This is a genomic window from Pigmentiphaga soli (genome assembly GCF_039541095.1).
GTDB lineage: Bacteria > Pseudomonadota > Gammaproteobacteria > Burkholderiales > Burkholderiaceae_B > Pigmentiphaga > Pigmentiphaga soli.
Window position 1 is genome coordinate 26,675 of sequence record NZ_BAABFO010000013.1, and the last position, 25,889, is coordinate 52,563.

General features: G+C 70.3%; 22 protein-coding genes. 17 read left to right on the plus strand and 5 right to left on the minus strand.

Going from position 1 to position 25,889, the window contains the following annotated elements; translation table 11 throughout:
* The 4 genes from hscA (at position 1) to ABD927_RS14280 (ending at position 4,466) form a co-directional block, all read left to right on the plus strand.
* The gene (gene hscA, locus ABD927_RS14265) at positions 1-1,863 is read left to right on the plus strand and encodes a Fe-S protein assembly chaperone HscA (protein ID WP_345250498.1); all 1,863 of its coding nucleotides are present in this window, start codon (positions 1-3) and stop codon (positions 1,861-1,863) included.
* 53 nt (positions 1,864-1,916) lie between these two features.
* Positions 1,917-2,252 (plus strand): ISC system 2Fe-2S type ferredoxin, encoded by a 336-nt coding sequence (gene fdx, locus ABD927_RS14270; protein ID WP_345250597.1) that lies wholly within the window; start codon positions 1,917-1,919, stop codon positions 2,250-2,252.
* Positions 2,253-2,570: 318 nt separating this feature from the next.
* Positions 2,571-2,762: a Fe-S cluster assembly protein IscX gene (gene iscX, locus ABD927_RS14275; protein ID WP_345250499.1), complete on the plus strand. Its 192-nt coding sequence runs from the start codon at positions 2,571-2,573 to the stop codon at positions 2,760-2,762.
* A 75-nt stretch (positions 2,763-2,837) separates the two neighbouring features.
* Entirely contained in the window at positions 2,838-4,466 is a 1,629-nt protein-coding gene (locus ABD927_RS14280; protein WP_345250500.1) for a TonB-dependent siderophore receptor, read from the plus strand.
* 129 nt (positions 4,467-4,595) lie between these two features.
* Here ABD927_RS14280 and lysS read toward each other — a convergent pair whose 3' ends face one another.
* The 4 genes from lysS to ABD927_RS14300 form a co-directional block, all read right to left on the minus strand.
* The gene (gene lysS, locus ABD927_RS14285) at positions 4,596-6,134 is read right to left on the minus strand and encodes a lysine--tRNA ligase (protein WP_345250501.1); all 1,539 of its coding nucleotides are present in this window, start codon (positions 6,132-6,134) and stop codon (positions 4,596-4,598) included.
* 87 nt (positions 6,135-6,221) lie between these two features.
* The gene (gene prfB / locus ABD927_RS14290; protein WP_345250605.1) at positions 6,222-7,211 is read right to left on the minus strand and encodes a peptide chain release factor 2; all 990 of its coding nucleotides are present in this window, start codon (positions 7,209-7,211) and stop codon (positions 6,222-6,224) included.
* A gap of 270 nt (positions 7,212-7,481) precedes the next feature.
* Positions 7,482-9,206 (minus strand): single-stranded-DNA-specific exonuclease RecJ, encoded by a 1,725-nt coding sequence (gene recJ, locus ABD927_RS14295; protein WP_345250502.1) that lies wholly within the window; start codon positions 9,204-9,206, stop codon positions 7,482-7,484.
* The gene (locus ABD927_RS14300; RefSeq protein WP_345250503.1) at positions 9,185-10,339 is read right to left on the minus strand and encodes a hypothetical protein; all 1,155 of its coding nucleotides are present in this window, start codon (positions 10,337-10,339) and stop codon (positions 9,185-9,187) included. The genes recJ and ABD927_RS14300 overlap by 22 nt, the downstream gene beginning before the upstream one ends.
* 221 nt (positions 10,340-10,560) lie before the next feature.
* On the opposite strand from ABD927_RS14300, the gene ABD927_RS14305 reads away from it, so the two are divergent.
* The 12 genes from ABD927_RS14305 (at position 10,561) to ABD927_RS14360 (ending at position 23,624) form a co-directional block, all read left to right on the plus strand.
* Entirely contained in the window at positions 10,561-11,826 is a 1,266-nt protein-coding gene (locus ABD927_RS14305) for a lipoprotein-releasing ABC transporter permease subunit (protein WP_345250504.1), read from the plus strand.
* Between the two features lie 7 nt (positions 11,827-11,833).
* Complete coding sequence (gene lolD, locus ABD927_RS14310; protein ID WP_345250598.1) at positions 11,834-12,547, plus strand: lipoprotein-releasing ABC transporter ATP-binding protein LolD; 714 nt, start codon at positions 11,834-11,836, stop codon at positions 12,545-12,547.
* 19 nt (positions 12,548-12,566) lie between these two features.
* Positions 12,567-13,385 (plus strand): TatD family hydrolase, encoded by an 819-nt coding sequence (locus ABD927_RS14315; protein ID WP_345250505.1) that lies wholly within the window; start codon positions 12,567-12,569, stop codon positions 13,383-13,385.
* A gap of 195 nt (positions 13,386-13,580) precedes the next feature.
* Entirely contained in the window at positions 13,581-16,019 is a 2,439-nt protein-coding gene (locus ABD927_RS14320) for a DNA internalization-related competence protein ComEC/Rec2 (RefSeq protein WP_345250506.1), read from the plus strand.
* An 86-nt stretch (positions 16,020-16,105) separates the two neighbouring features.
* On the plus strand, positions 16,106-17,005 hold the full coding sequence (locus tag ABD927_RS14325) for an alpha/beta fold hydrolase (protein WP_345250507.1): 900 nt from the start codon (positions 16,106-16,108) through the stop codon (positions 17,003-17,005).
* 86 nt (positions 17,006-17,091) lie between these two features.
* The gene (locus ABD927_RS14330; protein WP_345250508.1) at positions 17,092-17,439 is read left to right on the plus strand and encodes a RidA family protein; all 348 of its coding nucleotides are present in this window, start codon (positions 17,092-17,094) and stop codon (positions 17,437-17,439) included.
* Positions 17,440-17,724: 285 nt separating this feature from the next.
* Positions 17,725-18,969 (plus strand): aromatic ring-hydroxylating oxygenase subunit alpha, encoded by a 1,245-nt coding sequence (locus ABD927_RS14335; RefSeq protein ID WP_345250509.1) that lies wholly within the window; start codon positions 17,725-17,727, stop codon positions 18,967-18,969.
* Positions 18,966-19,454, plus strand: coding sequence for an aromatic-ring-hydroxylating dioxygenase subunit beta (locus ABD927_RS14340; RefSeq protein WP_345250510.1), 489 nt, complete (start codon positions 18,966-18,968; stop codon positions 19,452-19,454). Before ABD927_RS14335 ends, ABD927_RS14340 begins: the two co-directional genes overlap by 4 nt.
* Positions 19,455-19,469: 15 nt before the next feature.
* Positions 19,470-20,444, plus strand: a complete 975-nt coding sequence (locus ABD927_RS14345) for a Bug family tripartite tricarboxylate transporter substrate binding protein (protein WP_345250511.1) — start codon at positions 19,470-19,472, stop codon at positions 20,442-20,444.
* A 149-nt stretch (positions 20,445-20,593) separates the two neighbouring features.
* Positions 20,594-21,853: an amidohydrolase family protein gene (locus ABD927_RS14350; protein WP_345250512.1), complete on the plus strand. Its 1,260-nt coding sequence runs from the start codon at positions 20,594-20,596 to the stop codon at positions 21,851-21,853.
* Between the two features lie 9 nt (positions 21,854-21,862).
* Positions 21,863-22,681 carry an alpha/beta fold hydrolase gene (locus ABD927_RS14355; protein WP_345250513.1) on the plus strand — a complete coding sequence of 273 codons (819 nt, stop codon included), beginning with the start codon at positions 21,863-21,865 and terminating at the stop codon, positions 22,679-22,681.
* Positions 22,682-22,754: 73 nt separating this feature from the next.
* On the plus strand, positions 22,755-23,624 hold the full coding sequence (locus ABD927_RS14360) for an IclR family transcriptional regulator domain-containing protein (protein ID WP_345250514.1): 870 nt from the start codon (positions 22,755-22,757) through the stop codon (positions 23,622-23,624).
* A 7-nt stretch (positions 23,625-23,631) separates the two neighbouring features.
* Here the strand turns inward: ABD927_RS14360 and ABD927_RS14365 are convergent, their stop codons facing one another.
* Entirely contained in the window at positions 23,632-24,384 is a 753-nt protein-coding gene (locus ABD927_RS14365) for an IclR family transcriptional regulator domain-containing protein (protein ID WP_345250515.1), read from the minus strand.
* A 225-nt stretch (positions 24,385-24,609) separates the two neighbouring features.
* Here ABD927_RS14365 and ABD927_RS14370 point away from each other — a divergent pair, with 225 nt between their 5' ends.
* A complete protein-coding gene (locus ABD927_RS14370; RefSeq protein ID WP_345250516.1) occupies positions 24,610-25,878 on the plus strand; it encodes a Rieske 2Fe-2S domain-containing protein in 1,269 nt (422 codons plus the stop codon).
* Positions 25,879-25,889: the final 11 nt, after the last annotated feature.

The window sequence follows — 25,889 nt, forward strand, 5'->3', positions numbered from 1 at the left end:
ATGGCGCTTTTGCAGATCGCAGAACCCGGAATGTCCGAGGCCCCGCACCAGCGGCGGTTGGCGGTGGGCATCGACCTGGGCACGACCAATTCGCTGGTGGCCTCGGTGCGCAATGGCGTGGCCGAAGTGCTGCGCGACGAGGACGGCCATGCGCTGCTGCCGTCGGCGGTCCGCTACCTGGCCGACGGCGGCGTGCGCATCGGCCGCGCCGCGCTCGAAGCGCAGGCCACCGACCCGCTCAACACCGTCGTTTCCGTCAAGCGCTTCATGGGGCGCGGGCTGGACGATGCGCAGCGGCAGAACGTGCCGTACCGCTTCGTCGAGGCGCCTGGCATGGTTCGCATCGGCACGGTGCAGGGCGACAAGAGCCCGGTCGAGGTCTCGGCCCAGATCCTGGCCAGGCTGCGGCAGCTGGCCGAAGACCGCCTGGGCGATGAACTGGTGGGCGCGGTCATTACCGTGCCGGCCTATTTCGACGACGCCCAGCGCCAGGCCACGAAAGACGCGGCCCGGCTGGCCGGCCTGAACGTGCTGCGGCTGCTGAACGAGCCGACCGCGGCGGCCGTCGCCTACGGGCTCGACAATGCCGCCGAGGGCATCTACGCGGTCTACGACCTGGGCGGCGGCACGTTCGACATCTCCATCCTGCGGCTGTCGCTGGGCGTGTTCGAGGTCATCGCCACCGGCGGCGACACCGCCCTGGGCGGCGACGATTTCGACGCCCTGATCGCCGACTGGATGGCACACCACGAGGAAGCCGGCGCGCTGGTGCCGGAAGACCGCCGCGCGCTGCTGGTGGCGGCGCGCGCGCTGCGCGAAACGCTGTCTTCGCAGGACGTCGCCGAATGTGCGCTGACGCTGTCCACCGGGCAGCCGGTGGCGGCCCGGCTCACCCGCGAGGCGTTCGAAGAGATGGCCCGGCCGCTGGTGGCGCGCACGCTGGCCAGCGTGCGGCGCGCGCTGCGCGACGCCGGGCTGCGCGCCGACGAGGTCAAGGGCGTGGTGATGGTGGGCGGCGCCACCCGCATGCCCATCGTGCGCCGCATGGTGGGCGAGCTGTTCGGCACCGAGCCGCTGATCGACCTCGATCCCGACCAGGTGGTGGCGCTGGGCGCGGCGATGCAGGCCAATATGCTGGCCGGCAACCGCGCGCCGGGCGACGACTGGCTGCTGCTCGACGTCATTCCGCTGTCGCTGGGCCTGGAAACCATGGGCGGGCTGGTCGAGCGCATCATCGCCCGCAACAGCACCATCCCGGTGGCGCGCGCGCAGGAATTCACCACCTTCAAGGACGGCCAGACGGCGATGGCCATCCACGTGGTCCAGGGCGAGCGCGAACTGGTGTCCGACTGCCGTTCGCTGGCGCGTTTCGAGCTGCATGGCATCCCGCCGATGGTGGCCGGCGCCGCGCGCATCCGCGTTACCTTCCAGGTCGATGCCGACGGCCTGCTCAACGTCACGGCCCGCGAACAAAGCTCGGGCGTGGAAGCGTCGATCTCGGTCAAGCCGTCGTACGGCCTGGGCGACGACGAGATCGCCGCCATGCTGGCGGCCGGCATGCAGAGCGCCGACGCCGACATGCGTTCGCGCGCGCTGCGGGAACAGCAGGTCGAGGCGCGCCGGCTGGCGGAATCGGTGGAGGCCGCGCTGGCGGCCGACGGCGACCTGCTGGCGCCCGACGAGCGCGCCGTCATCGACGCCGCGCTGGCCGGCGCCCGCCAGGCGGAGCAGGGCGAGGATGCCGAGGCCGTGCGCCAGGCGGTCGAAACCCTGTCGCATGCCACCGAGGCCTTCGCCGCCCGCCGGATGGACCGCAGCATACGCGCCGCGCTGGCCGGCCGCCGCATCGACGAAGTCGCATGAAACGGCGCGCGGCACCGGCCGCGCGCCGTTCCAGCAAGGATCAGGTTCAGAACATGCCCAAATTGACGGTGCTGCCGCACCAGGAACTGTGCCCGCAAGGGGCCGTAATCGAAGACGCGCCGAGCGGCAAGTCCATCTGCCGCGTGTTGCTCGACAACCATATCGAAATCGAGCATGCCTGCGAATTGTCGTGCGCGTGCACGACCTGTCACGTTATCGTGAAGGAAGGGTTTTCGTCGCTGGCGGATGCCAGCGACAACGAGGAAGATATGCTCGACAAGGCCTGGGGGCTGACCTCCACATCCCGCCTGTCGTGCCAGGCGGTGATCGCCGATACCGACCTCACGATAGAGATCCCCAAATACACCATCAACCACGCTAAAGAATGACCTCCTAGAATGCCCTCCCTACGCGCTTACGCGCGCCCCCCAGGGGGCGATGCGGGCGGACCGGAAGGAAAACCCACCCCCGGGCGGCCTGCGGCCGCCCCCCTCAAGGGGGCGATGCGGGCGGACCGGAAGGGAAACCCACCCCCGGGCGGCCTGCGGCCGCCCCCCTCAAGGGGGCGATGCGGGCGGACCGGAAGGGAAGCCCACCCCCGGCGGCCTGCGGCCGCCCCCCTCAAGGGGGCGATGCGGGCGGACCGGCGGAGCCGGATCCGCCGCATCCTGGGTGGGGTCGGGTTTTTGCGGGGGGCGAGAGGCGTTATGGAATGGACTGATATTCACGAGATTGCAGCGGCGTTGGCGGATGCTCATCCCGATGTCGATCCACGGCAGCTGCGGTTTATCGAATTGCATCGGTGGGTGCTGGAACTTCCGGGGTTCGTGGGCGATCCCAAGCGCGCGGGCGAGAAGGTGCTGGAGGCGATCCAGGCCGCCTGGATCGAGGAAATGTAGGCGCATCGCGCTTTGGTTGGCGCGGTTTGCAGGCCGGCGCGGGGATGGAGAATGGCTGTTTCTTTTCCGACACGCTTGAGTAGAGGTAAATGGCGGGCTGCCTTGGCGGTGGCGCTGCTGGCGGGTGTGTGGGGCTGCGCGTCGCGGGTTTCGCTCGACGAGCCGCCGCAGGGCGCGGACGGCGGCCAGGACGGGGCCGCGGCCGCCGGGCAGGACGGGGCGGCCGGCTGGCGGGGCCGGATCGCGGCTGGAGGGCCGGACCGGGTGGTGGCCGAGAGGCAAGCCACGGAGGCGGCCGCCGATCGCGACCGGGGGCTGTGGCGCGCGCCGGTGGCGCAGTCGTTCGCGGTGCTGGAGCCGGGCACGGTACCGGGGGCCCGGGTGCCGGAGGCGGGACCGGGCTGGGCGCCGGGGCCGCGTACTTCGCTCGGGGCCGGAGTCGACGTGACGGGGCAAGGCCAGCCGGCTGCCAGCCAGGCGGCCTACGAATTCGAGCAGAAGCTCGACGACGACTGGCAGGTCAAGCAATCGGTGCGCTATGGCCGCCCCGACAACCAGCCCGCCGGCAATTGGGTCGACCCCGGCCGGCCCGAGGACCCGACGCTGCCGGGGCTGGGCACCTATACGGTCGGCAGCCAGGTCCATGGCACGGTCCGCACCTTCGGCCTGCAGCACCAGGTGCAATTCGGATTCGACTACCTGAAGGCGCGCGACATTTTCGAAAACCGGGTCGAACCCTCGGCTTCGCTCGACATCCTCGACCCCCGCTACGGCTCGGCGGTGGCGGCGCCGCGCATGGCGGCGCGCGCCTATTCCGAACGCAGCTCGCTCGGGCTGTACGTGCAGGACCAGATCCAGCTCCACCGCTGGACGCTGTCGCTGGTGGGCCGGCGCGACCAGCTCGGCAACCGGACCGTCGACCTCGCCACGCCCGAGGGCGACGCCATCCTGCAGGACGACCAGGCGCTGAGCGCGCGCGCCGGGCTGCGCTACCAGTTCGACAACGGCCTGTCGCCTTACCTGAATTATTCGCAAAGCACGACGCTGCTGGGCAGCGCCGCCGCGACCAGCACCGGGCAGCAGATCGAAACCGGCGTTCGCTTCCAGCCCCCGGCGCTGGGCCAGCTGCTGACGATGACGGCCTACAACCAGTTCCAGAACAACGCCCAGGCTCCCGACGCCGAATCCGGCTGCGCCGCCGCCGGCGGCTGCCGCGCCTGGGCCGACCTGCGCATCCGCGGCGCCTCGATCGAAAGCCGCTTCCAGCCGCTGGACGGCCTGAACCTGACTGCCTCCTACGCGGCCAGCAATTCGGTGGTGTCGTCGGCCAGCGCCGACGCCTATACGGTGATGCTGACCAACCGCTATCCCTCGGTTTCGCAGCAGCAGGTATCGCTGCGCGCCAACTACGCGGTATCGGACGGCACCCTGGCCGGCCTCACTCTGGACGGCCGCGTCGGCCACACCGGCGCCGCCTACGGCGGCCTGGGCGCGCCGGTCGAGGCCTCTTACCTGCTGGTAGACGCCGGCATCGGCTACGACTTCGGCCGCCTCAGCCCCGACCTCAAAGGCCTCAAATTCCGCGCCACCGCCAGCAACCTGTTCGCCCAGAACTATTGGGCCTACTGCTACACCGACGCCTGCACCGGCGGCGCCGCCCGCTCGATCTCGGCCTTGCTCAACTACCAGATCCCCTGGCCGTGAGCCACCCAGGATGCGGCGGATCCGGCTCCGCCGGTCCGCCCGCATCATCCCCTTGAGCGGGTGCGGCCGCAGGCCGCGCGGGGTGGGCCCCCCTTCCGGTCCGCCCGCATCGCCCCCGGGGGGGCAGCGTCAGCGCGTGGGGGGGGACTCTATCCGCAGATGAGGGAAGAGGATGACGTCGCGGATGCTCGCGCTGTCGGTCAGCAGCATGACCAGGCGGTCGATGCCGATGCCGCAGCCGGCGGTGGGCGGCATGCCGTATTCCAGCGCGCGCACGTAGTCGGCGTCGTAGTACATGGCTTCCTCGTCGCCGGCGTCCTTGGCCTCCACCTGGCGGCGGAAGCGCTCGGCCTGGTCTTCGGCGTCGTTCAGCTCCGAGAAGCCGTTGGCGATCTCGCGCCCGACCATGAACAGTTCGAAGCGCTCGGTAATGCCGGGCCGGGTGTCCGATTCGCGGGCCAGCGGCGACACTTCCACCGGATAGTCGATGATGTAGGTGGGATCCCACAGCTTGGCTTCGGCCGTTTCCTCGAACAGCGCCAGCTGCAGCGCGCCCAGGCCGGCGCGCGCCAGCTGCGGGCCGTCCACGTGGGCGCCCAGGCGCTTCAGTTCGGCCCGCACGAAGGCCTCGTCTTCCAGCTGGGCCGCGGTGTATTCCGGTGCGTACTTCAGGATCGCCCCGGTGATGGTCAGGCGGTCGAACGGCTTGCCCAGGTCCAGCTCGCGGCCCTGGTAGTTCAGCACGGCGCTGCCGGTGGCGTCGATCGCGGCCTGGCGGATCAGTTTCTCGACGAAGTCCATCAGCCAGCGGTAGTCGCCATAGGCCGCGTAGAACTCCATCATCGTGAATTCGGGGTTGTGGCGCGGGCTGACGCCTTCGTTGCGGAAGTTGCGGTTCAGCTCGAACACGCGCTCGAAGCCGCCCACGATCAGCCGCTTCAGGTACAGCTCGGGCGCGATGCGCAGGAACATCTGCATGTCGAGCGCGTTGTGGTGGGTGACGAAGGGCTTGGCCGCGGCGCCGCCGGGAATGGCGTGCAGCATCGGCGTCTCCACCTCCAGGAAGCCGGCGTCGGTCATGTAGCGGCGGATCGAGGCGACCGCCTTGCTGCGCGCGACGAAGGTCTGGCGCGTCGACTCGGTCATGATGAGATCGACGTAGCGCTGGCGATAGCGGGTTTCCTGGTCGGCGATGCCGTGGAACTTGTCGGGCAGCGGCCGCAGCGACTTGGTCAGCAGCCGCACTTCCTCGGCATGCACCGACAATTCGCCCTTGTTGGTCTTGAACACGTGGCCGCGCACGCCGATGATGTCGCCGATGTCCCAGTGCTTGAAGGCCTCGTAGACTTCGGCGCCGACCGCTTCGCGGCTCAGGTAGACCTGGATCCGGCCGCTGGCGTCCTGCAGCGTGGCGAAGCTGGCCTTGCCCATCACGCGCTTGAGCATCATGCGGCCGGCCACGCTGGCCGGCGTGCGCGCGGCCTCCAGCGCGTCCTTGTCCTGCTCGCCATAGCGGGCGTGCAGGTCGGCGGCGCGGTCGGCGGGCACGAAGTCGTTCGGGAAGGCCGGGCCGGCGGCGCGCAGGCGGGCGAGTTTGGCGCGCCGCTCGGCGATGATCTGGTTTTCGTCGGCGGCGGTGTCGGTCGGGGTAGGCCGGTTGTCGGTCATGGCGGTATCGGTGGATGCGGGCGGCGCGGCCGGCCGGAGCCGGGGTCGCGCCCGGAACGTTCGGGCATGCGGGCGGCTGCGGGCCGCTCAGACGCCCTGTTTCAGGCTGGCCTCGATGAACGGGTCGAGGTCGCCGTCGAGCACTTTCTGGGTGTTCGAGATTTCGACGTTGGTGCGCAGGTCCTTGATGCGGCTCTGGTCCAGCACGTAGGAGCGGATCTGGTGACCCCAGCCGACGTCGGTCTTGGAGTCTTCCAGCTTCTGCTGCTCGGCCATGCGCTTGCGCATCTCCAGTTCGAACAGCCGCGATTTCAGCATCTGCATCGCCTCGGCGCGGTTGCGGTGCTGCGAGCGGTCGTTCTGGCACTGCACGACGATGCCGGTCGGAATGTGCGTGATGCGCACCGCCGAGTCCGTCTTGTTGATGTGCTGGCCGCCGGCGCCCGAGGCGCGGAAGGTGTCCACGCGCAGGTCGGCCGGGTTGATCTCGATCTCGAAGGAATCGTCCACCTCGGGATAGACGAAGACGCTGGCGAACGAGGTGTGGCGGCCGCCGGAGGAATCGAACGGGCTCTTGCGCACCAGGCGGTGCACGCCGGTTTCGGTGCGCAGGTAGCCGAAGGCGTACTCGCCTTCGAGCTTGATGGTGGCCGACTTGATGCCGGCCACTTCGCCTTCGGACTCTTCCATCACCTCGGCCTTGAAGCCCTTGCGCTCGGCGTACTTCAGGTACTGGCGCAGCAGCATCGCGGCCCAGTCCTGCGCCTCGGTGCCGCCGGCGCCGGCCTGGATGTCGAGGAAGCAGTTGAGCGGGTCGGCCGGGTTGGCGAACATGCGGCGGAATTCCAGGCCGCCCACTTTTTGTTCCAGCGCCGCGGCGTCGGCCGCGATGGATTCGAGCGTGGCGTCGTCATCGTCGGCGCGCGCCATTTCGAACAGCTCGGCGGCATCGCGCAGGCCGGACTCGATCTCGGAGATGGTCAGCACCACCGTTTCGAGGGCTTTCTTTTCGCGGCCCAGCTCCTGGGCGTGCTTGGGGTCGTTCCAGACGTCGGCGCTTTCGAGCTCGGCGTTCACGACCTGCAGGCGTTCATCCTTGACATCGTAGTCAAAGATACCTCCGAAGATCCTGGGTGCGGGCACCCAGGTCCTGGAGGTGGTTCTGGAGCTGGTTGATGCGTTCGGCTTCCATGCTGGGATCGGTCTCGAGTGTGGCCCCCCCTGCGCGCTTGCGCGCGCCCCCCAGGGGGCCATGCGAGCGGACCGGCGGAGCCGGATCCGCCGCATCCTGGAGGGCGGCGGTGGGGAACCGAAATAAAGAATCCGCTAGTTTAGCGCAGCAGGTCCCTACGGCCGTGGTCCGGCCGGGGCTTCCTCTGCGTGCTCCACCATCAGTTGCACGGACACCATGCCGTTCCAGTTGTTCAGGCCCAGCCGGTAGGCCACCGCCACCGAAGGGGGCAGCGGCTCGTCGTGGCCGAACCAGATGGCGTCGAAGCGCTGCGGGCCGCGTTCCAGCGCCAGCTTCAGGTGGCGTTCGCCCACCAGCCGCTGGCTGCGGACCACGAAAGTGTCGACGAATACCGGCGCCGGAAAGCCGGAGCCCCACACCTCCTGCTCCAGCAGCGTGGCGACCTCGGCATTGGCGTAGTCCGGTTCGAGCGGGCCGTCGGTTTCCAGCGCGGGCTCGAAGCGGCTGCGGCCGGTCAGTTCCCGCACGGCGGCGTCGAAGGCCGGCGCGAAGATCTCCAGGTCGCCCTCGCGCAGCGTCAGCCCGGCGGCCATCGCATGGCCGCCGAACTTCAGGATCAGCGAGGGGTGGCGCTTGGAGACGAGATCGAGCGCGTCGCGCAGGTGCACGTCGGGCACCGAGCGCCCCGAGCCGCGCAGCTCGCCGTCGCCGGCCGGCGCGAAGGCGAGGGTGGGGCACCAGAACCTGTCCTTCAGGCGCGAGGCCACCAGCCCCACCACGCCCTGGTGCCAGGACGGATGCGTGACGCACAGGCTGGCGTTCATCGCCGCGGCCAGGTGCTCGACCTCGGCCAGCGCCTGCTCGCGCATGCCGGCCTCGATGTCGCGCCGCTCGCGGTTCATCGCGTCGAGTTCGCGCGCCAGTTCTACCGCCTCGTCCTGGTCGTCGGTGGCCAGGCAGCGGATGCCCAGGCTCATGTCGGCCAGCCGGCCGGCGGCGTTGATGCGCGGGCCCAGCGCGAAGCCGAGGTCGAAGGTGGTGGCGGCGCGCGCGGCGCGGCCGCTGACCGCGAACAGCGCGTGCAGCCCGGGCTGCATGCGGCCGGCGCGGATGCGCTTGAGGCCCTGCGCCACCAGCAGCCGGTTGTTGGCGTCGAGCCGGACCACGTCGGCCACGGTGCCCAGGGCCACCAGATCGGTCAGCGCGTCCAGCCGCGGCCCGCCGTCCGGCGGGTAGGTGCCGCGCCGCCGCAGCTCGGCGCGCAGCGCCAGCAGCAGGTAGAACATGACGCCCACGCCGGCCAGATGCTTGGACGGGAAGCCGCAGCCCGGCTGGTTCGGATTGACGATGGCCAGCGCGTCGGGCAGGCGCTCGCCGGGCAGGTGGTGGTCGGTGACGATGACTCCGATGCCGAGCCGGCGCGCGGCCTCCACGCCGTCGATGCTGGCGATGCCATTGTCGACGGTGATGATGAGGTCGGGCTTGCCGCGCCGGTGCGCCGCGGCCATGCGTACCACGGCCGGCGACAGGCCGTAGCCGGTCTCGAACCGGTTCGGCACGATGAAATCGACGTCGGCGCCCATCGCCCGCAATCCGCGCAGGCCGACCGCGCAGGCGGTGGCGCCGTCGCAGTCGTAGTCGGCCACGATCAGCAGGCGCCGGCCGGCCGCGATCGCGTCGGCCAGCAGCGCGGCCGCGCGGCCGGCATGCGTGAGCGAAGCCGGCGGCAGCATCGAGGTCCATTCGGGGCGGGTGTCGGCCGGCGAAACCACGCCGCGCGCCGCCCACAGGCGGGCCAGCAGCGGATGGATGCCGGCCTGTTCCAGGCGGCGGCGGGCGCCGGGCTCGGCGTTGCGGATCAGGATGCGGGGCGGAGCCACCAGGTTTTCCAGTCGTGTCGGGGGGCCGGCAGCCAGCGCAGCAGCGCGGGCCGCCGGTCGATGCGGGCGGTGACGATGCGCTGCGCCGCCGGCAGCACCAGTTCGATCGCCGCCAGTTCGCCCGCGGCCTGGCGGCGGGCCAGCGGCGCGAAACAGTCGCGTTGCAGCCGGCGCAAGGCGTCGAGCCATTCGGCCCAAGCGGCGTCGCGGCAGGGGACGTCGAGGTCGGGCAGCGCGGCGATGGTGCCCGGCTCCCAGGCGCAAGCAGGGACATGAGCGGCCGGATCATGGACAGGCGGGACGCTGGCGGCCGAGACGTCGACGGCAGAGGCGCCAGCGGGCGACCAGGGCAAGCCAGCGCGCCCGGCCAGCGCGCGCAGCCACGGCGGACCGCCCACCAGCCGGGCCGGGGCCGGCTGCCAGCGCGGTGTCCACGCCGGCGCGCCGCCGTGCAGCCACAGGCCGTTGACGGCCACTTCGCCGCGCGCTTCGCGGTCCAGGTTGACGGGATGCTCGTGCCAGGTCATCTGGATCTCGTTGACCAGGCGGCGCCAAGGCCGCGCGCCGGCATCGCGCGGCCACCAGCGGTCCAGGCCGGTGCCGGCCACGACCGCCGGCGTGGCCGCCGGCACGCCTACGCCGGACGGCGGCCGTACGCGCCACCGTCCCGGCGCGGCGGGTTCGACGCCAAAACCGGCCTCGTCGAACAAGCCGCGCGCGCTATCGAGCAGCGCCGCGCTCTCGGCGGCATCGACCCGCAGCCCGCCCGGATCGGTCAGCACCAGGCCGTCGCGGCCGACCTGCACATGCGCCAGTTCAGCGACCCACACCGGTTCGGCCGCCTGCGCGGCGGCCTCGTCCGGCACCAGCAGCGAAGCCAGCGCGGCGCCAGGCCGCAGGCCGGCATGGCCCGACGCGAAGCCCGCCCGCGCAAAAAACCAGGCCTCGGTGGCGGTGCAGCCGGCATCATCGGGATCGAACGCGGCCTGGACGACACGCGCGCGCCGCAGCCACTGCACCAGCGTGGGAGCCGGACCGTCCGGCGCCTCCAGCTGGCGGGCCAGTTCGGCCGCGATCGGCGCGGAAGGCAGGGCTCCCGGCAGCACCAGGGTCAGGACGGACGGATCGGACACGGCGGCTCTAGGCGAAAACGCGATAGGACAAAAGCCGCACGCGGCGGCCACACAATCGCGACATTGTAGTTGTCCCCGGCCTTGCGCATCATCCCCGCCGCGGCCCGCGCGATACCCGATCCAGGGCGCCGCGGATCCGGCTCCGGCGGTCCGCCGGCGCCGCCCCTCGAGGGGGAGCGGCCGCAGGCCGCGCAGGGGTGGGCCTATCCTATAATGGTCGAGTGAAACTACCTTATGAATTCTGGGTCGGCTGGCGCTATACGCGCGCCGGCCGCGGGCGGCGGCGCGACCGCTTCATCTCCTTCATTTCGGCCAGTTCGATGGCAGGCATCGGGCTCGGCGTCGCCGCCCTGATCATCGTGCTGTCGGTGATGAACGGCTTCCAGAAAGAAGTACGGGACCGCATGCTGGCCGTGCTCCCCCACATCGAGCTGTACGCGGCCAGCGGCGACCGCGGCGCCGCGCTGGCCGACTGGCGCCACCTGACCGAAGTCGCCAAGCAGAATCCGGAAGTCCGCGCCGGCGCCCCGTACGTGGCGGCGCAGGCCATGCTGGTGCGGGACCAGGTGCTGCGCGGCGTGCAGGTGCGCGGCATCGACCCGCAGGCCGAACGCGCCGTGTCCGACGTGGCCGGCCAGATGCGCGAAGGCTCGCTGGACGCGCTCACGCCCGGCAGCTACGGCGTGGTCCTCGGCCGCGCGCTGGCCGACGGCCTGGGCGTATCGGTGGGCGACCCGGTGCTGATGCTGGCGCCGCAGGGCTCGGTATCGCCGGCCGGCTTCTCGCCGCGCATGCGGCAGTTCACCGTGGCCGGGGTGTTCGAGGTGGGCCACTACGAGTACGACTCCAGCCTGGCCTTCGTCAACGTCGACGACGCCGCGCGGCTGTTCCGCGACACCGGCATCGGCGGCGTGCGGCTGCGCATCGCCGACATGCAGCGCGCGCCGCAGGTGGCGCGCCAGATCGCCGAGCTGATGCCGCCTTCGATCGCGGTCTCCGACTGGTCGCGCAACAACCGCACCTGGTTCGCCGCGGTGCAGACCGAAAAACGCATGATGTTCATCATCCTGGCCCTGATCGTCGCGGTGGCGGCGTTCAACCTGCTCTCATCGCTGGTGATGGCGGTCAACGACAAGCAGGCCGACATCGCGATCATGCGCACGCTGGGCGCGGGGCCGCGCGAAGTGGCGCGCATCTTCGTCGTGCAGGGCGCGCTGATCGGCGTGATCGGCACGCTGCTGGGCGTGGCCGGCGGCGTGCTGGTGGCCTACAACATCGACGTCATCGTGCCGGCCATCGAACACGTGCTCGGCATCCAGTTCCTGCCCAAAGACATCTACCTCATCACCGAACTGCCGTCCGCCCCGGAGCTGTCCGACATTATTGCGATCGCCGTCACCTCGCTGGTGCTGTCCTTCCTCGCCACCTTGTATCCCAGCTGGCGGGCCTCGCGCCTGCAGCCGGCGGAGGTGCTGCGCCATGACTGAAGCCACCATGACTGAAGCCACGACGCCGCGCATCGTGCTGGCCGGCCGCGGCCTGGCCAAGACCTACGCGGAAGGTCCCGCCCGGGTCGCCGTGCTGCGCGGCGTGGACCTTGACGTGCACGCCGGCGAAATGGTCGCGCTGGTGGGCGCGTCGGGTTCGGGCAAGAGCACGCTGCTGCATCTGCTGGGCCTGCTGGATACGCCCACGGCGGGCAGCGTCGCGGTCGACGGCCGCTCCGCCGACGGCCTGGACGAACGCGAGCGCAGCGCGGTGCGCAACCGCAGCCTGGGCTTCGTCTACCAGTTCCACCATCTGCTGCCGGAGTTCTCGGCGCTCGACAACGTGGCGATGCCGCTCATCATCCGCCGCCTGACGCGCGACGACGCCCGCCGCGCCGCCGCCGAAATGCTGGAACAGGTGGGGCTGGCCGCGCGCGCCTCGCACTACCCGGGCCAGTTGTCCGGCGGCGAACGGCAGCGCGTGGCGCTGGCGCGGGCCCTGGTCACCCGGCCGGCCTGCGTGCTGGCCGACGAGCCCACCGGCAATCTCGACCGCCATACCGCGCGCGAGGTATTCGCCCTGCTCAAGCGCCTGAACCGCGAATTGGGAATGGCCTTCGTCATCGTCACCCACGACGTGGAACTGGCGGCCCAGGCCGATCGCCAATGGCGCATGGCCGACGGGCTGCTGCAGCTGGCCGGGGCGCTCGACGCCGGGTAGGGCGGGGAGGGCAGGCGGCGTGCTGATCGATACCCACTGCCACCTGGACGCCGGCGAATTCGACGCCGACCGCGACGCCGTGATCCGCGCGGCGCAGCAAGCCGGCGTGCGCGTCATCGTCATCCCGGCCATCGATGCGGGCAATTTCGCAGCCGTGCGCGGGCTGGCGCACGGCTTCGACGGCGGCTGCTATGCGCTGGGCATCCATCCGATGCGGGTGATGGCGTCGGCCGACGGCGACCTCGACGCCTTGCGCGAGGCCGCGCGGCGGGCGATGGCCGACCCGCGCTTCGTGGCGATCGGCGAGATCGGACTCGACTTCTTCGTCGAGGAAATCGCCTCGGGCGCCGCGCGCGAGCGGCAGGAACGCTTCTACGAAGCCCAGTTGAAGATCGCTGCCGGGCTCGGCCTGCCCGTGCTGCTGCACGTGCGCCGCTCGCAAGACATCCTGCTCAAATACCTGCGCCGCGTGCCGGTGCCGGGCGGCATCGCCCACGCCTTCAACGGCAGCCGCCAGCAGGCGGACGCCTTCATCGAGCGCGGCTTCGCGCTGGGCATGGGCGGGGAACTGACCTACGAACGCTCGCGCAACATCCGGCGGCTGGCCGCGCAGTGCGGGATCGACAGCCTGGTGCTGGAAACCGATGCGCCCGACATCCCGCCGGCGTGGCTGTCGAATCCGCGGCGGCGCAACGCGCCGGCGGAGGTGGCCCGCATCGCGTCCGAACTGGCCGCGCTGCGCGGCCTGCCGGTGGCGGAACTGGTCGCGCGCACCGGGGCCAATGCCTTGCGGGTGTTGCCGCGGCTGGGGGCGTTGGCGGGCATGCGCGGCGCATAGGAAGACCGTTCGCGCGCAACCGCGTGAAGGCCCAGCGCGCGTAGCCGCGGTCGTCGCCGGGCCGTCGCCATCGCGGCGTCGGCGGCAGCGCCGGCCACGGCCCGTATTAACCCTCAAGGACATTCCCGTCCCCAAAGGCCTCCCGCAACGTCGGCTTGCGCCTAGCATGCCGGGGTCTTCCGTCCCGGTCCGCGCATGTTCCGCATTCATCTCCTGGCCTTCGTCGCCGGCATTGCCGCGGCGCACCTGTTTGCGTCGGTGCCGCCATGGCCCGTCACGCTGGGCGCGCTGGCCGCCTGCGCCGTCTTGGCCGCGTGGGCGCGAACGGCCGGCCGCAACGCCGGCCGGGCGGGCGCAGCGCTGCTGTGCCTGGCGCTGGGCGCGGGCTGGACCGCCATCCGCGCCGACCTGCGCCTGGCCGACGCGCTGGCGCCGCAGCGAGAGAACCGGCCGCTGGCCTTGCGCTTCCAGGTCGCTTCGCTGCCTTCGGCCGACGCGCTGGGCCAGCGTTTCGAGGCGCTGGTGCTGGAGCCGCCCCGCGGCGTTCCGTCGCGCGTACTGCTGTCGTGGTACGCGCCGCCCGGCCGCGTGCCCGAGATGCTGCCGGGCCAGCTGTGGCAGGCGCAGGCCGTGCTCAAGCGGCCGCACGGCAATGCCAACCCGGACGGCTTCGACTACGAGGCCTTGCTGTTCGAGCGTGGCCTGCGTGCCACCGGCACGCTGCGCGGCACGCCCCGGCTGGTCGGCGACCGGCCCTGGGCCGATGCCGACATCGCGGTCCAGCGCATCCGCCACGGATTGCGCCGCGCCTTGCGCGAACCCCTGGCGCGGGCGCGCTACGGCGCGGTCGTCGTCGCGCTGGCGATGGGCGACCAGGCCGGCGTGCCGGCCGAAGACTGGGCGGTATTCAGCCGGGTCGGCATCACCCACCTGGTGTCGATCAGCGGATTGCACGTGACGATGCTGGCCGCGCTGGCCGCCGCCGCGGTGTTGGCGGAATGGAAACGCTGGTCGTGGCGCGGGCTGGCGCTGTCGGAACGCACGCCGGCGCAGATCGCCGCCGCGGCCGCCGCGGTGGCGGTGGCCGGCGCCTATTGCCTGATCGCCGGCTGGGGCGTGCCGGCGCGGCGCACGTTCTTCATGCTGGCCGTGGTGGCCGGCGCCGCCATCGCGCGCCTGCCGTGGTCCGGCTCGCGGGTGCTGGTGGCCGCCGCCGCGCTGGTCTGCGCGCTCGACCCATGGGCGCCGGTGGCGCCGGGCTTCTGGCTCTCGTTCGGCGCGGTCGCGATGCTGCTGACGCTGGCCGAAGGGCGTTGGCGGCGCCCGGCCACGGCCGGCGCAACGGGCTGGCGCGGCCGCGCAAGGGGCCTGGTCGCCAACCTGCGCGAGGCGGCGCGCCTGCAACTGGCGATCACGATCGGCATGACCCCATTGACCGCGCTGCTGTTCCAGCAGGTCTCGCTGGTATCGCCGCTGGCCAATGCGCTGGCGATTCCGCTGGTCAGCCTGCTGGTCACGCCGCTGGCGCTGGCGGCGATGCTGCTGTGCGCGACGCCGGGCCTGGCGCCGGTAGGCGGATGGCTCGCGCGCGCCGCGCATGCGGTGTTCGAATGGATGATGGGGCCGATGCAGGCCTTGTCCGAACTGCCCGTCGCCGCGTGGTCGACCGCCGCCACGCCGTGGCCGCTGACCGCGCTGGCGCTGGCCGGCGTGGCCTGGGCCTTGCAGCCGCGCGGGTTGCCGGGCCGGTTCGCGGCGCTTGCGCTGTTGCTGCCGGCGCTGGTGTGGCGCCCGCCGCGCCCGGCACCGGGCGACTGGCGCCTGACCGCGCTCGACGTCGGCCAGGGCGCCGCGATCGTCGTGGAGACCGCGCACGCCACGCTGGTCTACGACACCGGGCCCCGCTACGGGGCGGGCGGCGACGCCGGCGCGCGGATCGTCTGGCCCTATCTGCGGGCGCGTGGCATCGGCCGCGTGCAGACGCTGATGGTTTCGCACGGCGACATGGACCATGCCGGCGGCGCGGCGTCGCTGGTGGCGGCCTTGCCGGTGGATGCCCTGACCGCCTCGTACGACCTGCCGGCCAGCCTGGAGGCGGCAGCAGGCCAAGAAGCAGCCCGGCCCTGGCGCTTCGTCCCCTGCATGGCGGGCCAGGAGTGGATGCGCGACGGCGTGCGGTTCACCGTATTGGCGCCGTCCCCGGGCCGGCGCGCCGCGGCCGCGAACTCCGCTGACCGCAATGCCGCCAGCTGCGTCCTGAAAATACAGGGCCGCCGGCACGCCGCCCTGCTGACGGGCGACATTTCGCTGGCCGAGGAACGGCAACTGCTGCGCCGCAGCCGGCAGTCAGGCGGCCTGCGCGCGGATGTGGCAATGATGCCGCACCATGGTTCGCGCCATGCCTCGGGAGCCGATTTCGTCGCCGCGGTACACGCCGCCCACGCGATCGCCCAGGCCGGCTACCTGAACCGCTACCACCACCCGCATCCCGACGCGATCGGCCGCTGGCAGGCCGCCGGCACCCGGGTGCACCGCACCGACCGCGACGGCGCGGTGGTGGCCGAGTCCGCCGGCGGTGCGCTGAACGTGGTCCGCGAACGCGAACGGCGGCGCCGCATGTGGCAGGCCCGCTGACGCGGCGCCACGCGGCCGCCGAGGCATAAAATGAAGCATCGTCCGCCCGTCCGGGACGGCGCAACGACTTTTCCAGGTAGCCAGCGATGCAGCATCCGACCGCCAGCAACGACCAGCCCCGGCTCGATTTCGTTACCTGCCTGAGCCCCGCCGGCCTGCACCGCATGGCCTACTGGGAATGGGGCGACCCCGGCAACGACAAAGTCCTGCTGTGCGTGCACGGCCTGACCCGCAACGGCCGTGATTTCGACCGCCTGGCCCGCAGCCTGTGCGGCGAATACCGGGTGGTCTGCCCCGACGTCGCCGGCCGCGGCGCCTCCGACTGGCTGGTCGACCCGGCCTTCTACACCGTGCCCCAGTACGTGTCCGACATGATGCCGTTGCTGGCCCGCCTGCAGGCCGCCACGCTGCACTGGTTCGGCACCTCGATGGGCGGCCTGATCGGCATGGGCCTGGCCAGCCTGCCCGGCACGCCGATTTCCAGATTGGTCCTCAACGACGTCGGCCCCCGGCTCGACCCGGCCGCCCTGGCCCGCATCGGCCAATACGTGGGCCGCCATCCCGAATTCGACAGCGTCGACGCGGCGCTGGCCTATCTGCGTTCCGTGCATGCGTCGTTCGGCCCGCACACCGACGACGAATGGAGCGAACTGAACCGCTTCGCGCTGCGCCCGGCCGAAGGCGGGCAGGGCAGGTGGACGCTGCACTACGACCCGTCGATCGCGGTGGTTTTCCGGCCGATGGCGCCGGAAGTGCTGGCCGCCGCGGAAACGACGCTGTGGCAGGGATACGCAAGCATCGCCTGCCCGATCCTGGTGGTGCGCGGGGCGCAGTCCGATCTGCTCGGGCGCGACACCGTGGCGGAGATGGCGGCCCGCAACCCGCATACCCACACGGTGGAGATCGCGGGTATCGGGCACGCGCCTACCTTCATGCACGAAGACCAGATCGGGCTCGCCCGCCGCTTTCTTCTGGCCGGCGACTGACCGTCCTTTGCCGCGACTTGTGTCAAGATCGCGCCTCCGCGGCCGCATCCCCGCGGCCGCCAACCCCCACGAAACCGAGGAATCCCATGACCCTGAAACGCTACGCCACCGGCAAGCGCATGTCCGAGATGGTCGTCCACAACGGCGTCGCCTACCTGGCCGGCCAGGTGGCCGCCGATCCCAGCCAGGACGTGGCCGGCCAGACCCGGCAGGTGCTGGCCGAGATCGACAAGCTGCTGGCCGAAGCCGGTTCCGACAAGACCCGCATCATCCGCGCCGAGATCTTCCTGGCCGACATGGCCAACTTCGGCGCGATGAACGAAGTGTGGGACGCCTGGGTGCCGCAGGGCGATACGCCGGCGCGCGCCACCGTCGAGGCGCGCCTGGCCGCACCGCAGTACCAGGTCGAAATCGTCGTCACCGCCGCGATCTGAGTAATTGTTCTATATTAGAACATTTTGTTGTGTAGGGTTCTAAATGTGCACTTAAGGTGCGGTGATGTTTATTCATAGAACATAAAAACCCAGTTTGGTGCAAAGAATGGCTCCCGCCGTGCCGGCCTGCCCTGCCCAAGTCATCCGCCGGGCAGGCCGCCTGCCGCACCGCGAAAAAATAAGTCCCGAGCAATCAATGCCTTAGGGCATTCCCACTGGGTCTTCACAGACCCGGTGGCATGGTTGCTGCTCTGTAGGGAGTCCGTTTCCTCAGAGCAGAAGGCCATGACTGCCACAGCCACCCTCTCGCCCCGCGACATCGCCCAACTCGATGTCGCACGGGTCCCCTATGCGCTGCATACCGCGCCCGATATCGAGGTCCGGGAGCAGCGGTGCATTTTCGAAGGACGCGCCTGGGTCTATGTCGGGCTGGATCTGGAGCTCGCCGGCCCTGGCAGCTTCAAGACGACCTGGGTCGGCAGCACCCCGGTGATCGTCCTCAGGGACGAGGACGGCGAGATCCGCGTGCTGGTCAACCGCTGCGCCCACAAGGGTTCGCTGATCTGCTTCCAGCAGGAAGGCACGGCCAAGACGCTGAGCTGTCCGTACCACAACTGGGTATACGACCTGAAAGGCGACCTGGAGCGCGTGGCGTTTGCCAATGGAGTGCGAGGCAAGGGCGGCTTGCCGGCCGATTTCGACTATGCCCGGAACGGCCTGCGTCGCCTGTCGGTAGCCATCTTCGCCGGGCTGATCTTCGCCAGCTTCGATCCCTCGCCTCCCGCCATCGAGGAATACCTGGGCAGCCGCGTGCGGCACCACATCCGGCGCACGATCGGGCGGCCGATGAAGATCATCGGCACCTATCGCCAGCAGATGCACAACAACTGGAAGCTGTACATGGAGAACACGCGAGACTCGTACCACGCGAGCCTGCTGCACGTGTTCTTCACCACGTTCCGCCTGAATCGGCTCGACATGGAAGGTGGCATGGCGATCAGCGAGAACCAGTGGAACAGCATCAGCTATACCGAATCGGTCGAGTCGTTCGACGACGCCGCCTACAACGGCAATCGCGCGCTGCAGTCCGGCACGAAGCTGGCCGATCCGAGCATGGTCAAGCAGTTCAAGGAATTCGACGATCGCATCGTCAGCTCGATTACGTCGGTCTTTCCCAACCTGATCATGCAGCAGATCGGCAATTCACTGGCGGTGCGGCAATTGATCCCGCGCGGCCCGGGCGAATGCGAACTGGTCTGGATCCTGCTGGGCGCCCAGGACGACGACCAGGAGCGCCACCTGGCCCGCATCAAGCAGGCCAACCTGGTCGGTCCGGCCGGGCTGGTCTCGCTGGAGGACGGCATCATCGGCAACTTCATCCAGCGCGGCATCCGCCACGCGGCCCCCGGTGACAAGGCGGTCATCCGGATGGGCGGCGACGAAGTCGCCAGTGTGCAGTCGCGCGTGACCGAAACCGCGGTGCGCGGCTTCTGGAAAGCCTACCGGGATTGCATGGGAGACCCGCAATGAGCGCCCTGCTTGCAGGCCGGCCGGCCTTCGACCGCGACACCTTGGCCGACTTCCTGACCGCCTATTGCGACAGCCTGGACGACGGGCATTTCGACGAATGGCCGTCGTTCTTCACCGACGATGCCCGCTACAGCGTAACCACGGCCGAGAACCGCAGCAAGGGCTACCCGGCCGGGATGATCGACTGCATCGGCAAGCCGATGATGCGCGATCGCATCTATGCGCTGACCTCGGCCAACGTGTTCGAGCCCCACACCTACCGCCATGTGCTGAGCCTGCCGCGCGTGCTGGGCCGCGAGCCAGGCGGCCTGCGGGTGAAGACCGCTTTCATGGTGATGCGCACGATGGCCGCGCGCCAGTCCGAACCCTTTCTGTGCGGCTACTACGACGACCTGCTGGTGGACGACGGCGGGCCCAGGCTGAAGTCGCGGACGGTGGTCTGCGACGCATCCCTGATCGACATGCTGATAGTGATTCCTCTCTGAACAGGACTTCCCGCCATGAAACCGTTGTTCATGCTGTTCGGCGCACTGGCCGCCACATTCTCCATCGCGACGCAGGCGCAGGATCCGGCGGCGTCGTATCCGAGCCGGCCGGTGCGCGTCATCGTGCCATTCCCTGCCGGCGGCGCCAGCGACATCGTGGCCCGCCTGGTGGCCGAGCGCGCGGCGGCCGCCACCGGCCAGCCGTGGGTGGTCGACAACAAGCCGGGCGCCGGCGCCACCATCGGCGGCGTCATGGTAGCCAAGGCGGCGCCCGACGGCTATACGCTGCTGCTGGGCGCGGCCGGCCCGCTGTCGATGAGTCCGCACATCTCCACCGTGCCCTACGACGTGGAAAAGCAGTTCGTCGCGCTGGCCTCGGTGGCATCGGTGCCCAACCTGGTGGCCGTGCATCCGTCGCTGCCCGCCGCCAACCTGAGCCAGCTGGTAGCCCTGGCGCGCAGCAAGCCCGGCCAGCTGAACTACGGCTCCGCCGGCAACGGCACCACCGCCCATATGGCGGGCGAACTGCTGAAGTCCCAGGCCGGGGTGGACATCACGCACATTCCGTACAAAGGTACGTCGGCCGCGGTGGTCGACCTGGTGGCCGGGCAGATCCAGATGACGATCGACAACCTGCCTGCGCTTCTGCCCTATGTGCAGTCGGGCCAGCTGAGGGCGCTGGCCGTCACCTCGCCGACCCGCTCGGCGGCTGCGCCGTCGGTGCCGACCTCGGCCGAGGCCGGCATGCCCGATTTCGTGGTGCGCGGCTGGTTCGGCTTCTTCGCGCCGGCCGGCACACCGCAGGGCGTGGTCGACAAGCTGTCGGCCATGCTGGTCAGGATGGCCGGCGAACCGCAGATGCAGGAGGCGCTACGCAAAGTGGGCGCCGAACCCGACATCCGCGATTCGGCGCAATTCGCCGCTTACGTCAGGCAGGAGAACCTGCGCTGGAAGGCGGTGGCCGACAAGGCGGGGCTGCGGGTCGACTGACCGCGGCCGCCGGGTCCGCACCCCGGGGGCCATGCGGCATGGTCCGCGCCCGCGGGGTCCCGGGCCGCCATTCCGACGTTCGCGACCGGCACGCCGGCCGCGCCGATTCGACACATGCCCCGTCCGCGCGGACGGGGCCGGAGACCTCGATGCACCAATCGTTTTCATCATCCCCCCAACCGGAGCCGGCGGCAGGGTTCGACCTCGTCATCACCGGCGGCCGGGTCATCGATCCGGCCAGCGGCCTGGACGCCGTCGCCGACGTTGCCATCGCCGGCGACCGCATCGCCGCCGTCGGCAAGAACCTGGCGCCGCGCGCCGCGCGCCGCATCGACGCCGCCGGCAAGCTGGTCTGTCCCGGCCTGATCGACCTGCACGTGCACGTCTACGAATGGGTGACGAACTTCGGCGTCTGCGCCGACGAGGCCGGCGTGCATGCCGGCGTCACTACCGTGGTCGACCAGGGCAGCAGCGGCGCCTGGACCTTCGGCGGCTTCAAGGCGCACGTGATCGACAAGTCCCAGACCGACGTGCGCGCCTTCGTCTCGGTCAACGTGGCCGGCGCCCTGATGGGCGGCATGAAGGGCGACGTGCTGCACAACCCCGGCATGACCGACGAGCCCTCGCTGCTGGCGCTCATCGCCCGCCACCCGCGCCTGGTCAAGGGCATCAAATGCCACGGCGAGTCGGGGGCGCTGTCGCACTGGGGCACGCAGGTGCTGGAGGCCGCCGCCGCCGCCGGCCGCAAGGCGGGCGTGCCGCTGTACGTGCACACGGGCGAGCTGTTCCCGGTGATGGAAGACCGCCGCCCAGAGCCCGACACCGTGCTGGCGGCCGTGCTGCCCCTGCTGAAGGCGGGCGACACCATGGCGCACATTTACAGCGCGATGCCCGACGGCATCGTCGGCGCCGGCAGCGAGATACCGCCGCTGGTGGGCGAGGCCCTGGCTCGCGGCATCCATTTCGACATAGGCTACGGGGTCAACTTCAGCTATCGCATCGCCCGCATGATGATGGCCGGCGGCGTCTACCCGCACACCATCAGCAGCGATCTCCACGGCGACTTCAACAGCTACCACGACGTATCGATCCTCGACTACAGCCTGCTGGGCGCGATGAGCCGGCTGTGGGGCCTGGGCATGCCGCTGCCCGAGGTGATCCGGCGCGCCACGCTGCATCCGGCGCAGGTACTGGGAGAGGCGCACGAAATCGGAACGCTGGCGCCGGGGTCGCTGGCCGACGTGTCGGTCCTCGACGTGGTGCAGGAGCCCTGGCAGTTCATGGACGGGCAGGGCGAATCGCTGGCCGTGTCGGAACGGCTGCTGCCGTGGCTGACGGTGCGCGCCGGGCGGCCCATCGAACCGTCGTGCCGGCTGCTGCCGGACCTGCACGATGCGGTGGTCGCCTAGGAGCAAGCGATGCGAACCGAAGACTGGAAGTTCGAAGACTACGACATGCGCGTCTACCGCGGCGGCCGCGGTCCGGCGCTGCTGCTGTTGCACGGCATCGGGCCCGGTACCTCGATCCCGGCCAATTTCTCGGGCGTGTTCGATGCCCTGGCCGAGCGTTTCGAAGTCTATGGCATCGACCTGATCGGCATGGGCGCCTCGGCTCGCAAGACTGCCGCGCCGCTGTTCGACTTCGAGCTATGGGTGCGGCAGGCCGCGTTCGCCGCAGCCCGCATCGCCGAGCGGTCGGGCGAGGCCGCCATCCGTGCCTGGGGCCATTCGATGGGCGGCGCGATCGCGCTGCGGCTGGCAGCCGAAACCGGCCTGCTGTCGAGCATGGTGGCCACCGGCACTGGCGGCGGCCAGCACAGGGTCAACCCCGCGCTCGATGCCTTCTGGCAGTTCCCGTCGTCGGAAGCGGAGCTGAAGGCGGCCATGCTGGGCTCGATGTTCGACCCGGCGGCCGTCACCGACGATCTGGTCGCTGGCCGATTCGCGACGCTGCGCGACGGCGACGCGGGTCCTTATTTCCGCGCGATGATGGAGGGCGACAGGCAAGCGCTGCTGGATTCGGCGCGCCTGTCGCCGGAGCAGCTGGGCCGGATCCGCGCGCCGGTGCTGCTGATCCACGGCCGCGACGACCGGCCGTGCCCGTACGAGGACAACGCCGTCTATTTGCTGCGCCACATCCCGGGCTGCGAACTGGCCGTATTCCCGCGCTGCGGCCACAACCCCGCGCGCGAGCATCGCGACAAGACGCTGGCGCGGGTGCTGGAACACCTGGCCTGATGCCTTGCGCGGCCGCGCCCGGCTTGCGGGTTCCCGTACAATCCTGTCTCCGCAAGCCGCGCCCGACGCTTCGATGACCGCCGACAAGAAAAGACCCCCACGTTCGCCGCCGCGCGGCGGCGCTGCCGCCGAGGGGACGTCTCTCGCCGCGGCGCCGGCGGGCGGCAAGCGGACGCCCGCGCCGCTCCTGCGCAAGGATGCCTATCTGCAATCGCTGGAAAAGGGCCTGGCGGTGCTCAATGCGTTCACGGTGGACACCCCCGAGCTGAGCATCGCCGACATCGCCGAAAGAACCGGGCAGGACCGCGCTTCCGCCCGCCGCGCGGTACTGACGCTGACCCACCTGGGCTACACCAGACAGGCCGGCAAGAAGTTCTCGCTGACGCCGCGCGTGCTGACCTTCGGCTACCACTACCTGGGCGCGCTGCCGTTCTGGGCCGCCGCGTATCCGGTGCTGGAAGCCCTGTCGGACGAATTGAATGAAACGGTGTCGATCGGCGTGCTCGACGCCACCGAGGTGGTATTCGTGCTGCGCGTGCCGGCCAAGCGTTTCCTGACCTTCGATTCCAGCATCGGCAGCCGGGTGCCGGCCCACCTCCATTCCATCGGCCACCTGCTGCTGGCCGCGCTGCCCGATGACGATCTCGACGCCTACCTGGACCAGGTGGAGCTTTCGCCGGTGACGCCGTTCTCGATCACCGGCAAGGCCGAACTGCGCGAACAGATCCTGGCTGCCCGGCGCCAGGGCTGGTCGCTGACCTCGCGCCAATACGAAGAAAACTACTGCGGCATCGCCGTGCCGCTGGCCGACGGCGCGGGCAGGGCGATCGCGGCGCTCAACGTCAGCCTGGTGGTCGACCGCGACGCCGGCCGGCGCGCCACTGAAGACATCCTGCCCCGCCTGAGGCTGGCGGCCAAGCGGATCCGGCAGCCGCGCGCGTAGGCGCGCCTCACAGCATGGGCGCCAGCAGGTCCCGGCCGTCGCGCAGTGGCGGCAGGAAGCGCTCGATCATTTCCTCTGTCCCCATCCTGAAGACCGAGGTGCTGACGGTGAGCGCGATCCGGTGGCGCTCGCGCAGGCTGGGCACGGGAATCGAGAGCCCGGTCACGCCCAGTTCCAGTTCCTCTTCGCTGATCGCGTAGCCCAGCCGCCGTGCGCGCTGGACATGGCGCAGGATGGCGCGCGGGTCCAGTTCGGTCTTGGGCGTCCAGGCCGCGATGGGCAGATGGCCCAGCAGCAGCTGGACCTCCGCGTCGCTCTTCTGCGAGAGGATGGCGCGCCCCGACGCCGAACTATGCACCGGCAGGCGCGTTCCCACGCCTATGGTCGGCATGAGGACGCGCTGGCTCTGCGAACGGGCCAGGAATACCACTTCCCGCTCGTCGAGCACGGCCAGCGACGTGACTTCCCCGGTCTCGCGCGCCAGTTCGTCGAGTATGGACTGCGCCATCAAGGGCAGGGGAGACGTCGACAGCAGGCTGTAGCCGAGCCGCATCACGCGCAGCGCCGGCCGGAAATGCTTGCCGTCGTAGTCGGCATAGCCGAGTTTTGCCAGCGTCAGCAGATAGCGCCGCGCCGCGGCCCGGGTCAGGCCGGTGCGGGCCGCGACCTCGGAAAGCGTCATGCGAGGGTGGGTCGCGTCGAACGCTTCCATGACCGCAAGGCCATGCTCGAGCGAGGCGACGAAGTCTTTCGATTGCATCGGCGGAATCCCTCGTGTGGCCGGCGGCAGGGCACGGCCCGGCGGCCGTGTCCGCCAAATGTGCGCATGCCGAACACTGTATTACATCCCTTGAGCAAAGGCGTGGCAAGGGTTTCAAATCGGCGACACGCCCTGCCTGGCTGCGCGCTGCGCACAGCGCATGCACGCCGGCATCGCCGGTCGGCCACGGCGTGGCAGGCTCGTCCATCACCATGAAGGAGCGATATGAGCAAGCAAGCTTTGCCGCGCTGGGGCGCCTATCTTTCCACGGGCGGATACGAAGAAGACGCGGAACTGACCCGGGTCGGCCGCGGCACGCCGGCCGGCGAATACCTGCGCCGTTTCTGGCAGCCCGTCGGTTTCGTCGAGGAACTGGGCGACGTGCCGACCCGCATCCGCGTCCTGGGCGAAGACCTGGCCCTGTTCCGCGACCAGGAAGGCAACATCGGCCTGCTGGCGCTGCACTGTAGCCATCGCGGCGCGTCGCTGGAATATGCCGTGATCGAGAAGCGGGGCGTGCGCTGCTTCTACCACGGCTGGAAGTACGACATCGATGGCACCGTGCTGGAAACGCCCGGCGGCGCGCCGCTGGGCGGCGAAGTGGTGCACGGCGCCTATCCGACCTTCGTGTTCCACGGCATGATCTTCGCGTACATGGGGCCGCCCGACAAGAAACCCCCGTTCCCGCTGCTGGATGTGTACGATTTCGAGCATATCCATGTGGAGGCCGCGCCCGCGCGGACCGGGATCATGGAATGCAACTGGCTGCAGATCCAGGAAAACGGCATGGACCCGGTGCACACCGCTTTCCTGCACGTGCTGGTCAGCGGCAAGCAGCGCGGCTTTTCCGAAGAAATGGGCATCGTGCCGGAACTGGAGTTCCGAGAGCTCGACGACGGCGTGCACTACATCGCGTCGCGCCGCGTGGGGGACCGCGTGTGGGTGCGGATCGTCGACCTGATGCTGGGCAATATGTCGCTGATCCCGCCGGACGACCAGGAAGGCGCGAAGGCCGGCGTGTCGCAAGGCCCGTTCACCATCATCTGGGCCGTGCCGATCGACGACGGGAACACCAAGCGTTTCTACCTGCTGCTCGAAGACGAGCGCGCGCCGCTGAAGGACTACCAGAAGGTGCGCGCCTTCGGGCAGGCCAACGACCGCCCCTATGCCGAGCGTCAGCGCCATCCGGGCGACTACGACGCGATGACCAGCCAGGGCCCCATCAACATCCACGCCTACGAGAACCTGGCCGTCAGCGACCGCGGCGTCATCCTGTTCCGCGACCACCTGCGCCGCGAGATACGGGCCGTGCAGGCCGGGCGCGACCCCACCGGCATCGCGCGCGACGGCGTGAAGCGGCTGCGGACGAGGACGCAGAACACGGTGCTGGACGCCCCGCGGGCGGCCAGGCCCGATCTCGATGCGGAATTGCTGAAGGAAATCGGCAGGCGGGTCGCCGATGCGGACCTGAGACGAGAGCTGCCGCCGGCCTAGCGCAGCGGCCG